The organism is Spongorhabdus nitratireducens (genome assembly GCA_947387575.1).
Classification (GTDB): Bacteria; Pseudomonadota; Gammaproteobacteria; order Pseudomonadales; family Endozoicomonadaceae; genus CANDOC01.
Window position 1 is genome coordinate 174,051 of record CANDOC010000004.1, and the last position, 17,331, is coordinate 191,381.

The window sequence follows — 17,331 nt, forward strand, 5'->3', positions numbered from 1 at the left end:
ACGCTGAAGGAATACCATTGATGAAATCGCAAACCAGCTGGAAACAGGGAATGGAAATCACCGCTCGGTCCGAGTCCGGCTTTGATATCGTTATGGATGGCAATACTCAGGCTGGTGCAAGCCCGATGGAACTGGTACTGGCAGGTGTAGGCGGCTGCAGCTCGATTGATGTTACCGATATCCTGACCACCATGCGGGAAGATTTTACCGGCTGCGATACTGAAATCACTACGGAACGTGCAGAGACTGCCCCGCGGGTTTTCAAGAAAATTCACGTCAAATTTATCGTGACCGGTCGCAAGCTGAGTGAGAAAAAGGTCGCCAAAGCGGTAGAACTGTCCATGACCAAGTACTGCTCAGTTGCGCTGATGCTGAACAGCAGTGTTGATATCAGCTGGAGTCATGAAGTGCGGGAAGTTTGAGTCTGCCTCAACCTTGCACCGATAAGATAAACAAGAGCCCGCTACTCAGCGGGCTCTTGTTTCAGGTGTTGAGGTTATACGATCAGGACCAATACTAGACAGGCCGTGCTCAGGGTAAAAGCTGTACCGTAGGCCAGTGCACGAACACATTTTTTGGGATGAAAGCCAAAATCATGCAGGCTGTGGTAAATCCGGTGAACGCAATGCCACAGGGACATACTGATAATCACCAGTAGCAGCAACTTGCCAATCCAGCTGTCGGCAAAACCCAGCATCCGCTCATAGCTCATGATATCGGCTGGCAAAATACCCAGTGGCACCAGAATTCCGACAATCAGAACCAGCACGGGTGTTACGAAGGCGGTAACAACGCCACCGGCTCCGAACAGGGACCAGAACAGGGGCTCGTTGTGCTTCCACTGCATTTTGCTTTTGTTCATAGCATCACTCCCGCTCATAACACAACTCCCCACAGTGCTGCGACAATGACAATAACCGATACGCCAATCATGGCGACAACATGGCCATTGGTGATCAGTTCAGGAGCGACTTTCTTTTCACCAATCTGCAGTGCCATGGCTTTGGGAGCAGCCTGGAACCAGGTCCAGCTGTGATACAGTGCCAGCGCCAGAGTAATCAGGCTGAAACCAATCATCAGCGAATGAGACTGAAACTTCATCCAGCCTTCCCAGGATAAAGGGCTTTTAGCCAGACAGCCCAGACCCAATAGCAGGTTAATCGTCCACAGTCCGATAAATACACTGCTCATTTCCCGGATCATATAGTTCCGGTACCAGGGGTGATCCATATACCAGGTGCGGGACATGGGGCGCTTGTAGGGACGACGACTCATCAGCGACACTCCTTATTGATCTGAACCGCGAGGCATCAGGAATGAAAACGCCCAGTCCTGGGCACCGGAGGCCTTCTGTTGTTGGATGGCGGCAGCCGGGTCAACCGATTTGGGGCAGACTTCGGAACAGTATCCGATAAAGGTACAGCTCCAGACACCGTTCTTGTCCTGGATCACTTCAGTGCGCTGGTCGGCACCATCATCCCGGCTGTCAAGGTTATAACGGTGTCCCAGCGCGAGTACAGCCGGACCGGTAAACAGCGGATTGAGCCCAAACTGGGGGCAGGCGGAATAGCAAAGCATGCAGTTTATACACTGAGAAAACTGCTTGTACTTCATCAACTGAGCCGGGGTCTGGCGATGGGTGTGCCGGATTTCCTTGGGCTTGCCGGTATCTGCCATGGCATCGATGATATAGGGCTTCACAGACTCCAGCTTTTGCATAAAGTCTTCGGAGTCCACAATCAGATCGCGCTCGATAGGGAAGTTGGCCAGCGGCTCAATTTTAACTGTGCCCGGATAGAAATCTCGCAGGAAGGTTTCACAGCCCAGCTTCGGAGTACCGTTCACAACCATGCCACAGCTGCCGCATACCGCCATACGGCAGGACCAGCGGTAAGCCAAACTGGAATCGACTTCGTCTTTTATATAAGACAGTGCGTCCAGCAATGACCAGTTGGCATCGTAGGGAATTTCAAACCGGCCAAACGCCGGTTTTTCATCACGCTCGGGGTTATAGCGGAGAATTTCCAGCGTAATCATGGCGTTGCTCATGAGTTCTCCTTCTGCTGGCTGTTTTCCAGATCTTTGGCAGCCTGACCGTAGGCGCGAACAGCTGGTTGGAATCGGGTGATATTGACCGGCTCATAGCTGAGCTGCGGTGCCTTGTCGCCCTGGTAGCTGACCAGTGAGTGCTGCAGGAAGTTTTCATCATCCCGGGTCTGATAATCATCCAGTCGCTGGTGAGCACCACGGGACTCTTTCCGGTTCACCGCAGACAGTGCCATAGCTTCGGCCACTTCCAGTGATGATTTCAATTCCAGTGCCAGCATCAGCTCGGTATTGAATGCACGGCTTTGGTCTTCAATTTTGACATCGTTGAAGCGCTGTCGCAGTTCGGTAATTTTATCCAGACCCTGTTGCATTTCGTCTTCCAGACGATAAATGCCGAAAGCCTTTTCCATGGTGCTGCACATATCCTTGCGCAGAGCGGAAATCTTTTCAGAGCCTTTGGCCTGTCGCAGCTGGTCGATCATGCCGACCATGGCTTCACCCTGCTGTTGCAGCAGCTGGTCACTGCTGGAGGTGGCCTGAGTTGCAAACTCCGCAGCCTGCTGACCAGCAACCTTGCCGAAAACCACCAGTTCGGACAGTGAGTTAGAGCCCAGACGGTTAGCACCGTGGATACCAACACTGGAGCACTCACCGACAGCAAACAGGCCGGGAATGGAAGTGGAGGTCATGTCGGTTTTAATGCCACCCATGGTGTAGTGGACTGCCGGACGTACCGGAATTGGCTGGTGAACCGGATCAACACCGACATACTTTTTGGCCAGTGACAGAATCATTGGCAGTCGTTCTTTCAGTCGGGCTTCGCCTAGATGACGCAGATCCAGATGAACCGCATCACCCATGGATGTTTCGATGGTGCGACCTTTCTGCTGTTCATGCCAGAAAGCCTGGGACAGCTTGTCACGGGGACCCAGCTCCATGGTTTTGTTTTCAGGCTTACCCGGAGGTGTTTCAGGGCCGAGACCATAGTCTTGCAGATAACGATAGCCATCCTTGTTCAGCAGGATACCGCCCTCACCACGACAGCCTTCGGTCATCAGAATGCCTGAGCCGGGCAGACCGGTCGGGTGGTACTGAACAAACTCAAGATCGCGCAGTTTGACCCCGGCACGGTAGGCCATGGCAATACCGTCACCGGTAACAATGCCGCCGTTAGTGTTAAACCGGAACAGTCGGCCGGCACCGCCGGTAGCAAGAATCACTGACTTGGCCTGAATCATGAACGGCTCGCCAGTTTTCAGCTCAATCGCCACACAGCCCTGACAGCGACCATCTTCAATGATCAGGTCAGTGACATAATATTCGTCACAGCGCTTGATGGAAGGATGCTTCAGCGAGGTCTGGAACAGGGTATGGAGCATATGGAACCCGGTTTTGTCGGCTGCAAACCAGGTCCGCTCTATTTTCATGCCGCCAAAGGCGCGGACATTGGTGTCGCCATTTTCCTTGCGAGACCAGGGACAGCCCCAGTGCTCCAGCTGGATCATCTCTTCAGTTGCATTGGCAATAAAGTAGTCAACCGCATCCTGATCACACAGCCAGTCGCCCCCGGCGACAGTATCCTGAAAATGATTTTCCAGGGTGTCATGATCCTGGATTACACCGGCTGAGCCTCCCTCTGCGGCCACCGTATGGCTACGCATCGGATAGACTTTTGAAAGCAGGGTTATATTCAGCTTTGGATTGGCTTCAGCAGCGGCTATGGCCGAACGCAGGCCGGCACCCCCGGCTCCGATAACGGCGATATCAGTTTTCAGGACCTGCATGAATCAGGAGCCCTCTTGGTAACTATAAGAAAGACGGATGACGTCTGTTTTTGAATAGACTTCGGGCGAGTAATTGAGCTAAGGGAAAGCACTACAGTAGCGACTCGCAGCGTTATTTTACCCTGAAGATTGCTGCGAGTCTTAGCTGTTTTAGTGTTGAAATATGGAAATTATATGCCTTATTGCCTTGGAGCAAAGTTTTGCACTGATGATACTAATTCAGGATGTGAATATTTGAATCGAAGAGCCGTTATTTTTCTTCAGTTATCAAGTCTCAGTTACCTTTTTGATTGTGATTGATGTGCAAATTTCAGAACCAAATATCATAGATTTTTTTGTATATCATAAAAGTGGAATGAGTCATTTCCCGGTGACAGAAAATAGCCTTTGCTTAATGAGCTCCTGACTTTACTCACTGCTCTTTCTTAATCCTTGTGCATGCTATACAGTCCGCCCCGCAAACCCACGTATATGGATACCCATCAATGAAGCGCGAACTGGCAATTGAATTTTCCCGGGTTACCGAATCAGCGGCTCTTGCTGGTTACAAGTGGCTTGGGCGCGGTGACAAGAATGCAGCCGATGGCGCTGCTGTAGAGACCATGCGAACCCTGCTGAACCAGATCGATATCAATGGCGAGATCGTGATTGGTGAGGGTGAAATTGATGAGGCGCCGATGCTGTATATCGGCGAGCAGGTGGGCAAGGGTGTTGGTGATGCGGTAGATATTGCCGTAGACCCGATTGAAGGCACCCGAATGACAGCAATGGGCCAGAACAATGCAGTGGCAGTGATGGCGGTTGGTGAAAAGGGCTGCTTCCTGAAAGCGCCGGATATGTATATGGAAAAGCTGGTGGTTGGCCCTGCAGCCAAGGGTGTTATCGACCTGGACCGCCCTCTGATGGAAAACTTCGAGAATATTGCCATTGCCCTGGGCAAATCACTTGAAGAGCTGACCGTAATTACCTTGGCCAAGCCGCGTCATGACAAGGTGATCAGTGTGATGCAGGATGTCGGTATTCGAGTCTTTGCCATTCCTGATGGTGATGTGGCCGCTTCCATTCTGACCTGTATGCCGGACAGTGAAGTTGATGTGATGTACTGCATTGGTGGTGCGCCGGAAGGTGTGATTTCTGCTGCCGTTATCCGGGCGCTGGATGGTGATATGCAGGGCCGTCTGGTACCGCGCCATGAAGCCAAGGGTGATACCCCGGAAAATCGCGAAGCAGGCGAAGAAGAAATCAAACGCTGCAACGAGATGGGCGTTGAAGCCGGCAAGGCGTTGCGACTGGAACAGATGGTTTCCAGCGATGAAGTGATCTTCTCTGCTACCGGTATTACCAAGGGTGATCTGTTGGCAGGTATTCAGCGCAAGGGTAATATTGCTTCCACTGAAACCCTGTTGATTCGTGGTAAATCACGAACTATCCGACGTATACAGTCTATTCATTACCTTGATCGAAAGGACGAGGAAGTAAAGCGTAACATCCTCTGATTCCGGACTCTGATTCCAGAAAAGCCTTTTAGAGCTTGTTCATAATCTTTCGCGGATAGCGAGAATGTTGAGAAAAGTCCCAGATTCTTCGATTTTTCGAGGCGCATAGTGGTTCTATGTAACGAGGAAAAGCGGAGAATCAGGGGCTTTTATCGGCATTTGTAGCCCGCGATAAGATTGTGAACAGGCTCTTAGATTCCATTCTGAAAAACAGCCGGCTATTTATTCAAAATAACGGCTGTTTTTTACTTTTCCCTCTTTACTTTTTTTCTATTGTCGTAGCAGCTTTCTTCTGTGTGCATGCCAAATTTTCCGTTTTACATGCATGGATGAATGTTTAGGCTTTATGACTATTTCAATTGTCGATCGAATAGGTTAAAACGGACGATTACAACGATAGTTCTACACCTGCACGCACTGTTTGACATCCCCCGAGTGTGGTTGGGGCAGCCCTTGGGGTTTGTCTGTCCCGGGCAGGAATAAATCCATATCAAGAGATTTGTATGCCGTTTAAATCCATAATGAATCGCCTGCCAGTAAATTGTCTGTCCGCCAGTGCGCTGGCTCTTGCTGTATCCATGAGTGCCCAGGCTGGCACTATTGACCTGATGCAGTCTTATGAGCTGGCACTGCAGCAGGACAAAGGGCTGGCAACGGCTCATGCCTCCTTGCTGGCGTCAGAAGAAAATCCGAATCAGACACGTGCCCAGTTGCTGCCATCCCTGAGTGTCGGTGCCAATACTGCTTATAACAAAACCAGTAATGGACGTAACGGCCAGGGTGACCTGAACGATGATTATAATTCCAATGGCTGGTCTGCCACCCTGCGTCAGCCGGTGTTTAATCTGAATCGCTGGTTCTCTCACGAGCAAACCAAATTCCTGACAGAAGCGGCCCGTACCAACTTTGCCAAGGAGCAGCAGGCGGTGATTCTGCGTGTGTCCGAGGCTTACTTTGCGATTTTGCGGGCAGAGGACAAGCTCAGCACTGCTGTTGCCCAGGAAGAAGCTTTCAAGACCCAGCTGGACCAGACTCGTCAGCGGTTTGAAGTCGGTCTGATTGCTGAAACCGATGTATTGGAAGCTCAGGCTGCATACGACGATGCCCGGGTTACCCGGATTCTGGCTAAAAACAGCCTGACAGTCGCCAGTGAAAACCTGCGGGTGATTATCAACCAGCCGGTTGATGATGTGGCCAGCCTGAACAAGGATATGCCAGTTAATGCGCCGGTTCCGTCCTCTGCAGAAGCCTGGGTGGACAGCGCGGTTAAGGGTAACCTGACTTTAAAAGCTTCCCGTCAGAATATTACTGCAGCTGAAAGTGCCCTGAGAACAGCCAAGTCAGGACACCTGCCTACCGTGGATGCTGTTGCCAGTTATTCTTCCAGCAGCTCCAATGCGGACTCTGCCCGCAGCGGTGCGTTCGATGGTGATAACTCCCAGACTGCATTCAAACTGGAATTGAACCTGCCCATCTACAGCGGTGGTGCGACCAGCTCCAAGGTTCGTCAGGCCGGTTTCCAGCTGCAACAGGCACAGGAAACCAGTGACAATACCCTGCGTCGGGTCGCTGCTGATACCCGCAGCCTGTATCAGACTGTGACTGCTGATATCGACCGGGTTGAAGCACGGATGCTCGGCATCAAGTCCAACGAAAGTGCGCTGGAAGCTGTTAAGGCGGGTTATGAAGTAGGTACCCGTACTGTGGTGGATGTCCTGAATGCCCAGCGCAACCTGTTTGCTGCACGTCAGGACTATCTGGATGCCCGTTATGACTTCATTATCAATACCCTGAAGCTGAAGCAGGCCGCAGGTTCTCTGGATGAGTCTGATTTGCAAGTGCTGAACAAGTGGGTTTCTGCTGAAGCCTGATAAGTCGAGCGTTTGAAACGCTTGATACTTAAGCCCGTACAGTCCTGATTGTGCGGGCTTTTCTGTATATCAGTCTCTATTCTTTGGCAACAGCATAAATAAAAGAAGCCCCTTGATGAGTGAAAAAACTACAAGTTACAGCAAATTGGTAGCCGTTGTTGCTGTCGTGTCTACCACTCTGTTCTGGGGAGGAAACAGTGTTGCCGCACGTCTGGGCGTTGGGGAGATACCTCCGGTCAGCTTTGCGTTCTGGCGCTGGTTGCTGGCACTGATGATTCTGCTGCCTTTTACCGCAAGGGATTTGTGGATAAACCGGTTGGTTCTTCAACAATACAAATGGAAGCTGTTGATACTGGCGATACCCAGCATCACTGTGTTCAATACCATGGTTTATCTTTCAGCTGCCACGACTCCGGCCGTTAATATCAGCCTGATTCAAACAGCACTACCACTGTTCACTATTTTATTATCGATTGTTTTGTTAGGCATCTGGCCGCATGGATTGCAGCTCTTGGGTATGGCGATTGCGTTTAGCGGGCTACTGACCATTGTCAGTCGTGGTGACCTGTCAGTACTGGCTTCGCTGCAAATTGGTACAGGGGAGTGTCTGATGCTGTTTGCAACCCTGTGCTGGAGCTTTTACACGGTTTTACTCAATCGCTTCAAGATCCCTATTACCGGCGCATCGTTGCTGACAGTTCTGGTGACTATTGGCGTGACGCTGCTGCTACCTTTCTATCTGATTGAATTGAAGCAGGTTGGCGGGTTTGCCCTGACATTGCCGCGGGCCGGTTTGCTGGTTTATGTCTCACTGTTTGCCTCGGTGCTGGCCTATACCTTCTGGATTATCGGGACACACACACTGGGCTCTAACAATATTGCCATGTTCAACTATCTGATTCCTGTCTTTGCTGCTTTGTTGGCCTGGCTGATTCTGGGTGAAAGGCTCTACACCTATCATATCTCCGGTGCAGGTCTGATCTTTGGTGGGTTATGGCTGGCAGTGAGAAAGAAGGAGAATAAAAGCAAGGCTGCCTGATGTGAGAGTCAGGGAGTGGTCAGTATATGATGAGCTAACTCCCTGAACTTTAATGGCCTCAGGCTGACATGCTGGGGCGTGCTGATACCTGCTTATGCCAGCGCAGCAGATGAGTTTGATCTTCGCTGGGACGCAGTCCGACAACCCGGGCAAAATCCAGTGCACACACTGCGGTAATATCCGCTACGGTAAACTTGTCACCGGCGATATAGTCATTGCTTTCCAGGTGCTGGTTAAGGAAAGCCATAAACTTCGCCGCATTCTTGCCGCTTTCATCACCCCACTCCTTTACCGGCGTCATACGATCGGCAAAGTAGCCTGTAGAGTGCTGGAAGCACATACCGACCGGCAACATAAAGTAGAAATCGCACCAACGCTGCCACATCTCGATGGTTGCTTTTTCAATGGCGGTTTCACCCATCAGGGAAGGCTCGGGCACGGTTTCTTCGAAGTAACGACAGATCGCAATGGTTTCCGAGATGCAGGTGCCATCATCCAGTTCCAGCACCGGTACCTTGGTCAGTGGATTGCGGGCTTTGTGCTCCGGCGTCAGGTTCTCACCCTTTTTCAGATCCAGCTGGATATATTCGATATCAGTAATGCCTTTCTCGGCAGCAAAGATTCTTACCCGACGCGGGTTGGGAGCAGGGCCGGTCTCATATATTTTCATTATTTTTTCCGTTACGGCATGCAAAACTGGCGACTGTCGTAAGAACAGTCGCCGTAACAGGGTAAAGAAGCTTTCGAATTCGGGCAACAAGTGACCGGGCTATATCAGAGCTATCAGAGCTGATTTCTAAGCCCGAGCTCAGCTGGGTAGGGCAGAAGGTAGCGTTGGGACTGGACAAACTCATCACCGGTTTGTTCGACATAGTGTGCCAGCAGTGTCATCGGTGTTGTCAGGTTCACTTCACCGCGACGGTATTGTTCGATAACAGCAAGAATAGACTGTCTGGCTTCGCCTGATACCGAACGTTTCAGATGTCCCAGAATATGCTGCAACACATTGCAGTGCCCCTTGCGGGAAGCGGGTTTACGGATAGCTTCAGTAAAGCGGGTAAAGTAGCTTTCCATCAGCTCCTCCAGCGGAGCCTGACGTGACTCTGCCAGAAACCGGCCCAACTCCTTATAGGTTTTCTGACTGTGGGCCATTAACAGATATTTGTGCTTGCTGTGGTACTGCAGCAGGTTGTGATAGGTGGGTTGCTCCTGCACTTCGTGGCGGAAGTGATAATGGGAAAAAACCCGCATCACAAAATTTTCCCGCAGCCGAGGGTCATGTAAACGTCCTTCTTCCTCTATCGGCAGCATTGGCCAGGCCGCAATCAGGGCATCGGCAAACAACCCCCGGGTACGTTCTTCATGAGGATATCCGTTCTCCTGATATACCTTGATACGTTCCATGCCGCAGCTGGGTGAGTTCTTCATCAGAATATAACCGTCCACTGCATCATACTTGTCGAGCTGCTCATGGAATCCGTCTTTTAATTGTTGAGTCAGATCCTGCTTGTCATCATCACTGAACTGCAGCACAGGATTATGCGGATCGCCGGTCAAACGCATGGTTGGACGCGGAATCCCGAATCCTGCAGCCACTTCCGGGCAGAAGGGTTGGTATTCAAAGTGTTGGGCCAATATTCCCAGACACATTTTTGACTGGGTATGGCCTCCGTTATAACGCACATTTTCACCCAGCAGGCAGGAGCTGATGCCGACAGGGATTTTGTGCGGACTGGTATTGTTCGTCTGGTTCTGATCTGTCATCGCACCCTCCGGAAAAGCGAGCCTGAATCGCGAATATATAGCAAGGCTATAGCTCAGACTCTCCCGCAGTGAGCGATACTCTGTCAACAGCAAGCAGGCAGTGATTTTATTCACTGTCTGCTGCTTCAGTATCAAGCCTCAAGCGCTTAAGAGCTGGCGCTAATAGTTGTTTGATCTGCTGCGGCCGGCTTTTCTTTACCGGCAAGACGAAAAACCTTGAGCAGTCTTCCTGTGGTTGTGCCCTGGATCAGCAGAGTCACCAGGATCATAAACAGCACCATCTGGATAATCAGCTCCCGGCCGGCCATATCAGCAGGCAGAGCCATCATCAGGGCGATAGGAATAGCGCCACGCAATCCACCCCAGAACATCACTGTCTGCATACCCTTGCCAATACGTTCTGCCATACCCAGGCCATTGCTGACGGGGACAAGGCCATAAATAATCACTGCGCGAGCGACCAGTACGATCAGGCCGGTAATCAGCAGCGTCGGCATAATCAGCTCCAGCTTGTCCATATTCCACAGCAGGTGGTTTTCGGTCATACCCATCATCAGGAAAATAAAGCTGTTGGCGACAAAGGCAGCATATTCCCAGAAAATATCAATATGCTTCCAGCGCTGTTCGTCCATCACCTGATGGCGGTTCAGACTCACCACAATACCGGCAACCAGTACTGCCATTACACCGGAAAGGTGCAGGAAATGGTCGGCGACAATAAAGGTCATATAGGCCATTACAATCATTTGAGAACGCTGGGCAAAGCGGTCATTGCGGGCCAGTCGCAATAACATGACCATCAGCACACCCATTACACCACCAAATACAACACCACCGAAGAAGACGATGCAGAATTTCAGCAGGGCTCCCCAGAGATCGCCGGCTGTCATATCGGTGACCGATGCTCCCAGACCGACCAGCACACTGAACATGGCGATGGCGGTGGCATCGTTAAACAGGCTTTCTCCGTCCATTAGCAGAGACAGGCGCTCATTGGCCTTCAGTTCCTTGAACAGGGCAATAACAGCCACAGGATCGGTCGCAGATATCAACGCACCAAAAACCAGTGCGGCACCAAGCGGCAGAATATTCAGCTGATAAAGAGAACCGGCAATAATCAGGCAGGAGATTAATACCCCGACTACAGCCAGTAACATAATCGGTGCCAGATTTTTCATCAGCTGACGGGCATCAATATTGATCGCAGCCTCAAAAATCAGTGTGGGCAGAATCACATACATAATCAGCTCGGGGCTGAGCTGTACCTGGTGTAGTGGCTCCATAAACGCGAACTTCTGGCTGAGGAAGCCCAGAACCATCCCCAGAATCAGCAGGCCTACGGTATAGGGCAGGCGAATAAAGCGGAAAAAAGTGGCACAGAAAGTGCCTACAAACAGCATGCCGAAAACGACCAGTAAAGGCTCAATGAGCATTGGCTCATGCATAACTTCAGGATTCCATAGTCTTGCTTTCTGCAAAGCAATTTTCGACACGATGAAGACGAAAATGACCTCGCAGAAAACAGTTTGTCTGCGCTGGCTCAGATTAAACCAGACCTGTTTTGGTTACACTGTGGCAACCGTATTGTCTTTTGATTAAAGGCTTTGCTTAAAAGCGAGCCCTTACATTTGTGATTGAGTGTTATGACCGGATCCGGACTTGAAGAGCTCAGGATATTTGTCACTGTCGTCCGGGAGCAGGGATTTGCCGCTGCCGGGCGTTATCTCAACTTGCCGCCTTCAACTGTCAGCCGGAAAGTGACCCAGCTGGAAGAACAGCTTAATTGTCGTTTACTCGAACGTTCTACCCGAAGACTGCGATTGACGGATACTGGCAGAACCTATTTTCGTCAGTGTGCGACAGCGCTGGATACTATCGACGATGCTTCGAGGGAAATACTGCAAAGGAGCAGTGAGCCCCGGGGGTTATTGCGTCTGAGTTGTCCTATCAGCCTCAGTGGCTGGGTAGCTTCCTGTGTCGCCCGGTTTATGGAACAGTGGGCTGATGTCCGGGTTGATATTGAGTTCACCAACGAATTTCCAGCACTGCTGGAACAGGCCATTGATGTTGCCATCGTTGAAGGTGAGCTTCCAGCCTCAGACCTGATTGCTCTCCCGCTTGGCAAGGTGCAGTACCAACTGTTTGCCTCTCACCAGTATCTGGCTGACTTTGGCACGCCTATGCATCCGGATGAGCTTTCCCGCCATCGCCTGATCACCTGCTGGCCACTGCGTGACTGGTATCTGCAGGACTGTAATGAACAGATCCTGTTTCACCCCCGACCACAGCTGAATGTGAACGAGTTTGCTGCGGCTTATCGGGCAGCCCGGGAAGGGCTGGGTATTGTCAATCTGCCGAAAAGCTATGTTGCCATGCAGGAAGGGGAATCCTCTTTAACCGGGGTGTTGCCCCGGTGGCATGGTGAACAGAGAAACATCAGTTTGATCTACCGCAGTCGTGAACTGCTACCGCGCAGAGCCCGGCTGTTTATCGACTCGATACGGGAACAGATGGCTCCTGTCCTTGTTTCATCCTGACAACTTTCTCTTGGCCGGTCTTGCAAAAACGCGGGCAGTATAAGTCGATCGTGGATAGTGAAAAAGGCGGGTTTGGTTCAATAGAGAAAAGGGATTGTTCCATATTTGAATGGAATCAACTTATTTTGAATTATTGCTGATTAAGTCTGCTCAGTAATGTGTTTTTGATGTGCAGTTCTGGGGCTTGTTGTCAGTGAAATGATAATCCTTTTTAACTGGTATAACAGTGCCTTCAATAATTCAGGGATTATTTTTGTCGGTTGACAGGCATCAAGAAAAACTGCTGCCAATAGGCGCAGTATGAAGGAATAAATTTCTTCATACTTCCTAAAGGCTCCAGAAAAATGCTGATATTTCAGTTCCTCTTTTTGTTGTTAATGCTCTATGTGGGCAGTCGTAAAGGCGGTATCGGACTGGGTGTGATTTCCGGTATCGGGCTGGTGATTGAAGTCTTTATCTTCCGGATGCAGCCGACTTCTCCGCCAGTTACTGTGATGCTGATTATTATGGCAGTGGTGACCTGTGCTTCCATTCTTGAAGCGGCGGGTGGCCTGAAATATATGCTGCAGGTAGCCGAGCGTATCCTGCGTAAGAATCCCCGCCACATAACCCTGCTGGGGCCGCTGGTGAGTTACAGCATGACCTTTATGCTGGGCACCGGTCACTCCGTTTATTCCATTATGCCGATTATCGGTGACGTAGCCCTGAAAAACGGTATTCGTCCCGAGCGACCAATGGCGGCAGCTTCCGTTGCATCCCAGTTGGCAATTACAGCCAGCCCGCTTTCAGCCGCAGTAGTCTACTTCCTGGCCCAACTCAGTGATATTAATACCGCTATCAACCTGACCAGTATCCTGTGTGTAACCATTCCTTCAACCCTGCTGGGTACACTGCTGATGTCGCTTTACAGTATGCGTCGTGGTGTTGAATTGAAAGATGATCCGGAATATCAGCGTCGTATGGCTGACCCGGTATCCCGCAAGCAGATTGAAGAAACCACTGCGACCAGTCTGGATGAAAAGCTGCCGGACTCTGCCCGTCATTCTGTCTATCTGTTTCTGGCCGGTATTGCCAGTATCGTATTTGTAGCGATGGTGCCGGAGCTGAGAACTATCGGTGCATCCAAAGCCATCAAAATGAGTGTCATTATCCAGATGCTGATGCTGTGTTTTGGTGGCCTGATTCTGCTGCTGACCAAAACTGATGTACGCAAGGTGCCTGAAGGTGTGGTATTCAAATCCGGTCTGGTGGCAGCAATTGCGATCTTTGGTATTGCCTGGATGAGTGATACCTATTTCCAGCACGCCATGCCGGTATTCCAGACCACGATCAAGGATATGGTCACCGAGAATCCGTGGACCATCGCTTTTGCCATGTTTATTGTTTCAGTGGTAGTGAACAGTCAGGCCGCAACTGCGCGGATGATGCTGCCAGTAGCGCTGGGTCTGGGGCTGCCGCCGCAACTGCTGATTGCGATTATGCCTTCAGTTTACGGCTACTTCTTTATCCCGAATTATCCGTCTGATATTGCGACCTGCAACTTCGACAGTACCGGTACCACCCGGATTGGAAAATACTATTTCAATCACAGTTTTATGGTGCCGGGTTTGATCGGTGTAATTTCTGCCTGCTGTATTGGTTATGTACTGGCTCAGATCCTGATCTGAAAACCAGTTTAAGCCAGAGAGCTATTCAGTGATGAATAGCTCTCTTTGTTTTATTTAATCGAAAGTTGCAGAACTGCAGCCAGGTTTCTGGCTGCCCGCTCAAGGTTCTCCGCTGCCATTTCGAAAGCTTCAGGCAGCTCCACAGCTCCGTGTATAACCGGAAAAACAGCATCAATACCCTGTGTATAAACCGCTTCAACCCCTTTCCCTACTGATCCTGCCAAGGCAATGACTGGAATATTTTGAGTTTTGGCGATGCGGGCAACGCCAATGGGTGTTTTTCCCTGTGCTGTCTGGCCATCAATCCGGCCTTCACCGGTAATAACCAGACTGGCGCCCTTAATCTGATTCTTCAGATCTACAGCATCCATTACGATATCGATGCCTGGTTGTAATTTTGCATTTATAAAACCGGCCAGTGCTGCACCTGTTCCGCCAGCTGCTCCGGCACCGGGTATTGAATTGATATCAAACCCGAGTTGTTGTTTGGTGATCTCAGCAAAATGGCTGAGGCTGTTATCCAGCTTCTGAACCATTGCCGTATCAGCGCCTTTCTGCGGGCCAAAAATAGCTGATGCACCGTTCGGGCCTGTCAGCGGATTATCGACATCGCAGGCTGCGACACTTTCAACAGATTCAAGGCGTTGATCAAGGTTGCTGATATCAATTGTTGCAAGCCTGGACAAAGCAGAACCACCATAAGGAAGCTCTAATCCCTCTGAATCAAGCAAGCGTGCTCCCAGTGCCTGTAATATCCCGGCACCGCCGTCGTTAGTTGCACTGCCGCCAAGGCCGATAATCAGCTTGTTAATACCCTGATCCAAGGCATGACGAATTAGCTCGCCAGTGCCGTACGTGGTGGTTATCAGAGGGTTGCGCTTTTCAGGAGAGAGCAGCTCAAGGCCGGATGCCTGAGCCATTTCGATCACTGCGGTTTTACCGTCGCCCAAAACACCAAAGCTGGCTTGAACGGGTTGGCCAAGCGGCCCGGTAACTGTTTTCTCAATAAGTGAGCCATTTGTTGCGTCAACCAGAGATTGCAGCGTTCCTTCGCCGCCATCGGCTACCGGGATTTTTATATAGTTGGTATCAGGAAAGACTTGTTTGAAACCGGTTTCTATAGCGTCTGCTACCTCTGCTGCGGTCAGGCTTTCTTTGAATGAGTCAGGGACGATTACAATTTGCATTTAGTGAAGGTCATGAGTAATTAAAGAATGGTATATCTGGTAAGGTGCTGTTCAAATCTAGAGTCGATAGAACCTTACCCTCTTAAAGGATAATGGATTAATAAAAGATAGAATTGAAATGTCTATCTACATTAGACCAGAGATGTGAACAATATAGCTTTATGAAAAATATAGAAAACTTACAACAAGTTATTGTTAGAGGCAGGGTTACATATTGTTTTGCTCTGGAGAGGAAAATTGATAGCTTTGAAAGGATTTTGGCTAACTTTAAAGAGGGAGGGGAATATGCGGAAAGAGGGCCATGTGGTGGTGATTGGACCGATAAGATTCTGAGTGTTGTAAATGCAAGTCTGACTCTTAAGCGACCCAAGAATGAAATAATCAAACTTCTGCAGATGCTGGTTGAAATTTATTTGGGCAATATGAGCTTGGTTAGGGCTCAGCGATTCTTCAAGGAAGAACCCCATCTCATTGAGTATCAGGTGCTTGGAAGCACTTACTGCCACTCGGCTGGACCTGATTTTTCACGTTATATGGCTTCCATTACTCATTGGCGGGAGCCATTACTGGCTGCTATGTTGTTGCGTCGAAATGATTTGGTGCAGGAAATTTGTGCTATTGATGAGTCATTATTTCATGAGGCAACTTGGCCCGGAGATGCTTTGGACTGGGCGCTGTACAGGCTTTATAAGGGGGTATTTACTGGCGGAAAAGTTGACACGCTAATGAGTAAGGTTAGCGAGGCATCAGCATCAGAAAATATTGAGCCGGATCGAAAGCCCTTCGCTTATCAAATTTTACTATCCGACCAAGTGTTGTTAGGTAATATCTTGAGTGATGGTAGTGAGAAAATGTTTCAGGAGGATCTGGGGGAAGCTTTGCAATCTTATCAGGAGTTCTGGTCACGTAGTAAGGGGCATTTGGAAGAGAGCAAGGCTGATAAGTCATTAGCCCTGACTGCTTTGTGTGCTCTGGCTTACGATCACAGAGGGTATCACCCGGGCGATGAATCCGAATTTATTACGGAATGGCTGGTTAGAGGTGAGTTCGATTAATCACTGCTTTTATGACTTAATCGCGAGTCTTTCCTGCATAAAAAATACCGCCTGATAAATCACATTATCAGGCGGTATTTTTTATTGTGGAAACTGATGTTTCCTACAAACTGAACTACGAATTACGCAGCGTAGTTTGCAGCAACAAATTCCCAGTTAGCCAGGGCCCAGAAGGCTTTCAGGTAATCAGGACGTACGTTGCGGTAGTCGATGTAGTAAGCGTGTTCCCACAGGTCGCAGGTCAGCAGCGGCTTCTGTTCGGTCGTCAGCGGAGTAGCAGCGTTGCTGGTGTTAACGATTTCCAGGGAACCGTCGGCATTCTTTACCAGCCAGGTCCAGGAAGAACCAAAGTTGTTAACAGCCATGTCGGTGAACTTGGCAACGAACTCGTCGAAAGAACCGAAGGACTTGTTGATGGCTTCAGCCAGTTCACCTTCCGGTGCCTTGCCACCGTTCGGGCTGAGGCAGTTCCAGTAGAAAGTGTGGTTCCAGATCTGGGCAGCGTTGTTGAATACGCCGGCAGAAGAGGTCTTTACGATGTCTTCCAGGCTCTTGCCTTCAAACTCGGTACCTTCAATCAGGCCGTTCAGCTTAACAACGTAGGTGTTGTGATGCTTGCCATAGTGGTAGTCCAGCGTTTCCTGAGAAATATGAGGTTCCAGCGCATCACGGGCGTAAGGCAAAGCAGGTAATTCGATTGCCATGGTCATTATCTCCATATCAGGCGTTTTACTGGCCGAGTCGTGGTTGGCCGCACATATTGTGAGTGCCTGCCGAGGCCTAGTTTAATTCAGATCAGCGATAATACCATCGTTGTAGGGGGTTATCTATCGGCTGTGGCTGTGGCAAAGGTAAAGGTTGTTGACAAAATGCAGATACCGG

General features: G+C 50.1%; 16 protein-coding genes. 7 read left to right on the forward strand and 9 right to left on the reverse strand.

Features of this window, described 5'->3' with window-relative positions; genetic code table 11:
* Positions 1–20 precede the first annotated feature (20 nt).
* Positions 21–422, forward strand: a complete 402-nt coding sequence (locus ACYZZ0_RS09215) for an OsmC family protein (protein ID WP_461536324.1) — start codon at positions 21–23, stop codon at positions 420–422.
* A 74-nt stretch (positions 423–496) separates the two neighbouring features.
* Here the strand turns inward: ACYZZ0_RS09215 and frdD are convergent, their stop codons facing one another.
* The 4 genes from frdD to frdA are packed head-to-tail and all read right to left on the reverse strand — an operon-like array spanning position 497 to position 3,833.
* Positions 497–862: a fumarate reductase subunit FrdD gene (gene frdD / locus ACYZZ0_RS09220; RefSeq protein ID WP_461536325.1), complete on the reverse strand. Its 366-nt coding sequence runs from the start codon at positions 860–862 to the stop codon at positions 497–499.
* A 14-nt stretch (positions 863–876) separates the two neighbouring features.
* Entirely contained in the window at positions 877–1,275 is a 399-nt protein-coding gene (locus ACYZZ0_RS09225; RefSeq protein ID WP_461536326.1) for a fumarate reductase subunit C, read from the reverse strand.
* Positions 1,276–1,287: 12 nt separating this feature from the next.
* Positions 1,288–2,049: a succinate dehydrogenase/fumarate reductase iron-sulfur subunit gene (locus ACYZZ0_RS09230; RefSeq protein WP_461536327.1), complete on the reverse strand. Its 762-nt coding sequence runs from the start codon at positions 2,047–2,049 to the stop codon at positions 1,288–1,290.
* Positions 2,046–3,833: a fumarate reductase (quinol) flavoprotein subunit gene (gene frdA, locus ACYZZ0_RS09235; protein ID WP_461536328.1), complete on the reverse strand. Its 1,788-nt coding sequence runs from the start codon at positions 3,831–3,833 to the stop codon at positions 2,046–2,048. The genes ACYZZ0_RS09230 and frdA overlap by 4 nt, the downstream gene beginning before the upstream one ends.
* Before the next feature lie 485 nt (positions 3,834–4,318).
* On the opposite strand from frdA, the gene glpX reads away from it, so the two are divergent.
* The 3 genes from glpX to ACYZZ0_RS09250 all read left to right on the forward strand — a co-directional run bounded on the left by glpX (position 4,319) and on the right by ACYZZ0_RS09250 (position 8,239).
* Positions 4,319–5,329, forward strand: a complete 1,011-nt coding sequence (gene glpX, locus ACYZZ0_RS09240; RefSeq protein ID WP_461536329.1) for a class II fructose-bisphosphatase — start codon at positions 4,319–4,321, stop codon at positions 5,327–5,329.
* 503 nt (positions 5,330–5,832) lie between these two features.
* Positions 5,833–7,200, forward strand: coding sequence for a TolC family outer membrane protein (locus ACYZZ0_RS09245; protein ID WP_461536330.1), 1,368 nt, complete (start codon positions 5,833–5,835; stop codon positions 7,198–7,200).
* Between the two features lie 115 nt (positions 7,201–7,315).
* A complete protein-coding gene (locus tag ACYZZ0_RS09250; RefSeq protein ID WP_461536331.1) occupies positions 7,316–8,239 on the forward strand; it encodes a DMT family transporter in 924 nt (307 codons plus the stop codon).
* 58 nt (positions 8,240–8,297) lie between these two features.
* Here ACYZZ0_RS09250 and ACYZZ0_RS09255 read toward each other — a convergent pair whose 3' ends face one another.
* From ACYZZ0_RS09255 to ACYZZ0_RS09265, 3 genes are all read right to left on the reverse strand, one after another.
* Positions 8,298–8,909, reverse strand: a complete 612-nt coding sequence (locus ACYZZ0_RS09255; protein WP_461536332.1) for a glutathione S-transferase family protein — start codon at positions 8,907–8,909, stop codon at positions 8,298–8,300.
* A 113-nt stretch (positions 8,910–9,022) separates the two neighbouring features.
* The gene (locus ACYZZ0_RS09260) at positions 9,023–10,003 is read right to left on the reverse strand and encodes a YbgA family protein (protein ID WP_461536333.1); all 981 of its coding nucleotides are present in this window, start codon (positions 10,001–10,003) and stop codon (positions 9,023–9,025) included.
* Positions 10,004–10,149: 146 nt separating this feature from the next.
* Positions 10,150–11,436: a cation:proton antiporter gene (locus ACYZZ0_RS09265; protein WP_461536334.1), complete on the reverse strand. Its 1,287-nt coding sequence runs from the start codon at positions 11,434–11,436 to the stop codon at positions 10,150–10,152.
* Between the two features lie 210 nt (positions 11,437–11,646).
* On the opposite strand from ACYZZ0_RS09265, the gene ACYZZ0_RS09270 reads away from it, so the two are divergent.
* Both ACYZZ0_RS09270 and ACYZZ0_RS09275 read left to right on the forward strand, forming a co-directional pair.
* A complete protein-coding gene (locus ACYZZ0_RS09270; protein ID WP_461536335.1) occupies positions 11,647–12,540 on the forward strand; it encodes a LysR family transcriptional regulator in 894 nt (297 codons plus the stop codon).
* 344 nt (positions 12,541–12,884) lie between these two features.
* Positions 12,885–14,207: an anaerobic C4-dicarboxylate transporter gene (locus ACYZZ0_RS09275; protein ID WP_461536336.1), complete on the forward strand. Its 1,323-nt coding sequence runs from the start codon at positions 12,885–12,887 to the stop codon at positions 14,205–14,207.
* 50 nt (positions 14,208–14,257) lie between these two features.
* Here the strand turns inward: ACYZZ0_RS09275 and ACYZZ0_RS09280 are convergent, their stop codons facing one another.
* On the reverse strand, positions 14,258–15,394 hold the full coding sequence (locus ACYZZ0_RS09280; RefSeq protein WP_461536337.1) for a glycerate kinase: 1,137 nt from the start codon (positions 15,392–15,394) through the stop codon (positions 14,258–14,260).
* A gap of 161 nt (positions 15,395–15,555) precedes the next feature.
* Here ACYZZ0_RS09280 and ACYZZ0_RS09285 point away from each other — a divergent pair, with 161 nt between their 5' ends.
* Positions 15,556–16,449, forward strand: a complete 894-nt coding sequence (locus tag ACYZZ0_RS09285; RefSeq protein WP_461536338.1) for an Imm49 family immunity protein — start codon at positions 15,556–15,558, stop codon at positions 16,447–16,449.
* A 122-nt stretch (positions 16,450–16,571) separates the two neighbouring features.
* Here ACYZZ0_RS09285 and sodB read toward each other — a convergent pair whose 3' ends face one another.
* Positions 16,572–17,153, reverse strand: coding sequence for a superoxide dismutase [Fe] (gene sodB / locus ACYZZ0_RS09290; RefSeq protein WP_461536339.1), 582 nt, complete (start codon positions 17,151–17,153; stop codon positions 16,572–16,574).
* Positions 17,154–17,331 lie beyond the last annotated feature (178 nt).

Coding starts and splice junctions, on each gene's coding strand:
- ACYZZ0_RS09225 (WP_461536326.1), bottom strand. CDS start 1,275: ATGAGTCGTCGTCCCTACAAGCGCCCCATGTCCCGCACCTGGTATATG.
- ACYZZ0_RS09255 (WP_461536332.1), bottom strand. CDS start 8,909: ATGAAAATATATGAGACCGGCCCTGCTCCCAACCCGCGTCGGGTAAGA.
- ACYZZ0_RS09245 (WP_461536330.1), top strand. CDS start 5,833: ATGCCGTTTAAATCCATAATGAATCGCCTGCCAGTAAATTGTCTGTCC.
- ACYZZ0_RS09260 (WP_461536333.1), bottom strand. CDS start 10,003: ATGACAGATCAGAACCAGACGAACAATACCAGTCCGCACAAAATCCCT.
- sodB (WP_461536339.1), bottom strand. CDS start 17,153: ATGGCAATCGAATTACCTGCTTTGCCTTACGCCCGTGATGCGCTGGAA.
- frdD (WP_461536325.1), bottom strand. CDS start 862: ATGAACAAAAGCAAAATGCAGTGGAAGCACAACGAGCCCCTGTTCTGG.
- glpX (WP_461536329.1), top strand. CDS start 4,319: ATGAAGCGCGAACTGGCAATTGAATTTTCCCGGGTTACCGAATCAGCG.
- frdA (WP_461536328.1), bottom strand. CDS start 3,833: ATGCAGGTCCTGAAAACTGATATCGCCGTTATCGGAGCCGGGGGTGCC.
- ACYZZ0_RS09250 (WP_461536331.1), top strand. CDS start 7,316: ATGAGTGAAAAAACTACAAGTTACAGCAAATTGGTAGCCGTTGTTGCT.
- ACYZZ0_RS09285 (WP_461536338.1), top strand. CDS start 15,556: ATGAAAAATATAGAAAACTTACAACAAGTTATTGTTAGAGGCAGGGTT.
- ACYZZ0_RS09230 (WP_461536327.1), bottom strand. CDS start 2,049: ATGAGCAACGCCATGATTACGCTGGAAATTCTCCGCTATAACCCCGAG.
- ACYZZ0_RS09270 (WP_461536335.1), top strand. CDS start 11,647: ATGACCGGATCCGGACTTGAAGAGCTCAGGATATTTGTCACTGTCGTC.
- ACYZZ0_RS09265 (WP_461536334.1), bottom strand. CDS start 11,436: ATGCTCATTGAGCCTTTACTGGTCGTTTTCGGCATGCTGTTTGTAGGC.
- ACYZZ0_RS09275 (WP_461536336.1), top strand. CDS start 12,885: ATGCTGATATTTCAGTTCCTCTTTTTGTTGTTAATGCTCTATGTGGGC.
- ACYZZ0_RS09280 (WP_461536337.1), bottom strand. CDS start 15,394: ATGCAAATTGTAATCGTCCCTGACTCATTCAAAGAAAGCCTGACCGCA.
- ACYZZ0_RS09215 (WP_461536324.1), top strand. CDS start 21: ATGAAATCGCAAACCAGCTGGAAACAGGGAATGGAAATCACCGCTCGG.